Raw genomic sequence first — 4,392 nt, forward strand, 5'->3', positions numbered from 1 at the left:
GTTCGAATCCAGTCTCGCCGACCACGCTTCAACTGAATAAATACTAATCATTGTTCCTGTCTGCGTCAGCACTTCAGAATTCACTCTCGACTATTCGCCTCCGACTCGCTATAATGTTGCGTCATTTTTAAAGGATAACGCCGTTGTTTGCGTTAAAGTGGCTTGGATTACATTCAACGGGTGTGAACTAAGTTAGCTTTTAAAGGCAGGCAACACTTCACTGATTGAAACCGAGGTAAAAAGGCAATGCAGGTTTCTGTAGAGACAACACAAGGTTTAGAACGTCGTGTGACGATTACGGTACCGGCGGACGTTATTGATAACGAAGTAAAACGTTTATTAAAAGAAGAATACCGTCACCGCCGTGTGAATGGATTCCGTAAGGGAAAAATTCCTCCACACGTATTGCAGAAGCTATTTGGTCGCGAAGCACGCTCTCGTGCCGCTTCTGGCGTAATGCAGAGCAAATACTACGAAGCAATCATGCAGGAAAAAATTAACCCTGCAGGTGCACCGGCGATCGAGCCTAAAGTTAACGAACCAGGTCAAGACCTGGAGTTCACTGCAACTTTTGAAGTATACCCAGAAGTTGAGGTTAAAAACCTCGACAAGATCGAAATTGAAAAGCCAGCCGTTGAAGTCACTGATGCGGATGTCGATAGCATGCTAGAGACTTTGCGTAAGCAACACGCAGGCTGGAAAGAAGTTAAGCGTAAGTCAAAAGATGGTGACCGTGTAACCATGGACTTCGTTGGCTCAATTGACGGTGAAGAATTTGAAGGCGGTAAAGCGTCTGACTTTGCACTCGAATTGGGTGAAGGCCGCATGATCCCTGGTTTTGAAGACCAAATCAAAGGTATTAAAGCAGGCGAAGAGAAAACCATCGAGGTGACCTTCCCTGAGGATTACCATGCGGAAAACCTGAAAGGCAAAGAAGCACAGTTTGCTGTAACGGCGAAGAAAGTTGAAGAGCGCGAGTTGCCAGAGCTTAACGACGAGTTCGTTGCTTTGTTCGGTGTGAAAGAAGGCGGTGTTGACGCGCTGAAAGCTGAAGTTCGCAAAAATATGGAACGCGAATTGAGCAACACGGTTAAAAGCAAGGTAAAAGAGCAAGTATTGAAAGGCATCGTTGAACAAAACGAAGTTGAGCTGCCAAAAGCGATGATCGATCAAGAAATCGACGCATTGCGTAAGCAAGCAGCACAACGTTTTGGCGGCAATGCAGAGCAAATGCCTGACTTACCAGCTGAGCTGTTCGAAGAACAAGCGAAAGAACGCGTTAAAGTGGGTCTTTTGTTAGGCGAAGTTATCCGCACTAACGAAATGAAAGCAGAAGACGAGCGCGTTGATACCATCATCGCTAACGCCGCTTCAGCCTACGAAGACCCGCAAGAAGTCATCGAGTACTACAAGTCAAACAACGACATGATGCAGCAGATTCGCAACGTTGCACTTGAAGAACAAGCGGTTGAGTTTGTACTTGAGCAAGCGAAAGTGACTGAGAAGAAAGCGAGCTTCGATGACATCATGAACCCTAAGCAATAATCTATCCGTACGGATAAATCGACGGAGCCCTTGACGAGCTCTGTCTGTGCTTGGTTTAATGGCTCGTATGTAACTCATACGAGCCTTTTTCTTATTAGGAGCTTTATCATTCATGTCTAACGATATTCAGGATCCCATGGCACAGCTCGTCCCGATGGTCGTGGAGCAAACCTCAAAAGGTGAACGTTCCTACGATATTTACTCGCGACTGTTAAAAGAGCGTGTCATTTTCTGCTGTGGACAGGTCGAAGACCACATGGCTAATTTGATTGTTGCCCAATTATTATTTTTGGAATCAGACAATCCTGATAAAGACATTTACCTCTACATCAATTCACCGGGCGGTGTGGTAACAGCAGGTATGGCGATTTATGACACGATGCGCTTTATCAAGCCCGACGTCAGTACTGTGTGCATGGGCCAAGCAGCTAGCATGGGCGCATTCCTGTTAGCAGGGGGAGCACAAGGTAAACGTTATTGCCTGCCGAATTCGCGCGTAATGATTCACCAGCCACTGGGCGGTTTCCAAGGGCAAGCGTCAGATTTCGAGATTCATGCGAAACAAATCTTGGATCTGAAAGAGCGTCTAAACCGTATGTTAGCTGAGAATACCGGACAAGATTATGAGAAAGTGGCACGTGATACTGACCGTGACCATTTCTTGACTGCGCCCGAAGCGGTCGACTATGGCTTAGTTGACGGCATTTTGAACAAGCGTGGCGAAGAGTAGTAGGAGAGTCGAATGACCGATAAAACGCAAGGCGACGGTGATAAGCCACTTTATTGTACTTTTTGCGGCAAAAGCCAGCACGAAGTGAAGAAGCTGATCGCTGGGCCTTCGGTGTTTATTTGTGATGAGTGCGTTGATTTGTGTAACGATATTTTGAAAGAAGAGATTCAAAATATTGCCGCAGCACCGGATCACGATAAGCTCCCTGTGCCAAAAGAAATCCGTAAGCACTTGGATGACTATGTCATCGGTCAAGAGCGTGCCAAGAAAGTGTTGTCAGTAGCGGTTTATAACCACTACAAACGTTTGCGCAACGCAGGTAAGGGCAAAGATGACGTTGAACTTGGTAAAAGTAATATTTTGCTGATTGGTCCAACGGGGTCAGGTAAAACGTTTCTCGCTGAGACGATGGCGCGATTCTTGGATGTTCCATTTACCATGGCTGATGCGACGACATTAACAGAAGCGGGTTACGTTGGTGAGGATGTTGAAAATATCATCCAAAAGCTACTGCAAAAATGTGACTATGACGTCGAGAAAGCAGAGCGCGGTATCGTCTACATTGATGAAATTGATAAAATTTCTCGTAAGTCTGAGAACCCCTCAATTACCCGTGATGTCAGTGGTGAAGGGGTGCAACAAGCCCTGTTGAAGTTAATTGAGGGCACGGTTGCCTCTGTACCGCCTCAAGGCGGACGCAAACACCCACAGCAGGAGTTTTTGCAGGTCGATACGTCTAAAATCTTGTTTGTTTGTGGTGGTGCTTTTGCCGGTCTTGAGCGAGTGATCGAACAACGTCTAGCAACGGGCACGGGCATTGGTTTTGGCGCACAAGTGAAAAGCCCTAACAGCGCGGCTCAAAGTGAAATCATCAGCCAAGTTGAGCCAGAGGATTTGGTTCGCTACGGTTTGATTCCTGAGTTTATTGGACGCTTACCCGTCGTGGCAACACTGGATGAACTGAATGAAGACGCGCTCGTTGAGATTTTACGTGAGCCGAAAAACGCCCTTACAAAACAATACGCTGCATTGTTTGAAATGGAAGACGTCGAGCTTGAGTTCCGCGAAGATGCATTACGTGCTATCGCTAAGAAAGCGATGAACCGTAAAACCGGTGCTCGCGGCCTACGTTCTATCGTAGAAGGCGTGTTATTAAGCACCATGTATGATCTTCCTTCAATTGAAGGCGTATCTAAGGTTGTATTGGATGAATCAGTAGTGGCTGGCGAATCAGACCCTATTTTAATTTATTCAAATCAATCGGATGAAAAACACGCATCAGGCGAATAAGCGGGTGTGTTCAGCCCAAAGTTGACAAAAAGGGCCGTTTTGGCCCTTTTTTTATGCAAACCGTTGAACTTTGCCATATAGACCACATATTAAAGATAGAACTAAGGTCAGGAGAATTTGATGAGCGAAGAACGTACAGAGCAACTAGATATGCCTGTTCTCCCATTACGTGACGTAGTGGTTTACCCCCATATGGTAATCCCACTATTTGTGGGTCGCGAAAAGTCCATTCGTTGTTTAGAAGCAGCTATGGACGGTGACAAACGCGTATTTTTAGCAGCCCAGAAAGATGCTTCAGTCGATGAGCCGACGGAAGAGGATATTTATCGTGTGGGCACGGTAGCGAGTATTTTACAATTGCTGAAGCTACCCGATGGCACCGTCAAAGTGTTGGTTGAGGGTCAGCAGCGCGCTGAGCTCGATCAACTCAAGGACAGTGACGAATATTTTCAGGCGAGCATTCATTATTTAGCATCGGAAAGCTTGCCGGAGAAAGAAGAAGAAGTGCTGGTTCGTTCTGCAATGAATCAGTTTGAAGGCTATGTAAAACTCAACAAGAAAATTCCGCCTGAGGTATTAACGTCGTTGTCGGGAATTGATGAGTGTGACCGCTTGGCTGACACCATGGCCGCGCATATGCCACTGAAACTCGCTGACAAGCAACATATCTTAGAAATTACCGACGTACGCGAGCGCCTTGAATATTTGATGGCATTAATGGAAAGCGAAATCGACATTTTACAAGTCGAGAAGCGCATCCGCAGTCGGGTTAAAAAGCAAATGGAGAAAAGCCAACGCGAGTATTATCTGAATGAGCAAATGAAAGC

General features: G+C 46.2%; 4 protein-coding genes. All 4 read left to right on the plus strand.

What is annotated here, in order from left to right:
* Positions 1 to 246 precede the first annotated feature (246 nt).
* Positions 247 to 1,545 (plus strand): trigger factor, encoded by a 1,299-nt coding sequence (gene tig / locus B2X00_RS09465; protein WP_071463525.1) that lies wholly within the window; start codon positions 247 to 249, stop codon positions 1,543 to 1,545.
* A 112-nt stretch (positions 1,546 to 1,657) separates the two neighbouring features.
* Positions 1,658 to 2,275, plus strand: coding sequence for an ATP-dependent Clp endopeptidase proteolytic subunit ClpP (gene clpP / locus B2X00_RS09470; RefSeq protein WP_006955134.1), 618 nt, complete (start codon positions 1,658 to 1,660; stop codon positions 2,273 to 2,275).
* Between the two features lie 12 nt (positions 2,276 to 2,287).
* Positions 2,288 to 3,565 (plus strand): ATP-dependent protease ATP-binding subunit ClpX, encoded by a 1,278-nt coding sequence (gene clpX, locus B2X00_RS09475; RefSeq protein WP_290487310.1) that lies wholly within the window; start codon positions 2,288 to 2,290, stop codon positions 3,563 to 3,565.
* Positions 3,566 to 3,685: 120 nt separating this feature from the next.
* On the plus strand, positions 3,686 to 4,392 hold a 707-nt coding region (locus tag B2X00_RS09480), incomplete at its 3' end, for an LON peptidase substrate-binding domain-containing protein (protein WP_290487311.1).

The sequence above is a fragment of the Idiomarina sp. UBA3162 genome (assembly GCF_002364475.1).
Lineage (GTDB): Bacteria > Pseudomonadota > Gammaproteobacteria > Enterobacterales > Alteromonadaceae > Idiomarina.

What these genes read in the sequence shown, in the direction of transcription:
- tig (WP_071463525.1), top strand. Translation starts at nt 247, where the DNA reads ATGCAGGTTTCTGTAGAGACAACACAAGGTTTAGAACGTCGTGTGACG.
- clpP (WP_006955134.1), top strand. Translation starts at nt 1,658, where the DNA reads ATGTCTAACGATATTCAGGATCCCATGGCACAGCTCGTCCCGATGGTC.
- clpX (WP_290487310.1), top strand. Translation starts at nt 2,288, where the DNA reads ATGACCGATAAAACGCAAGGCGACGGTGATAAGCCACTTTATTGTACT.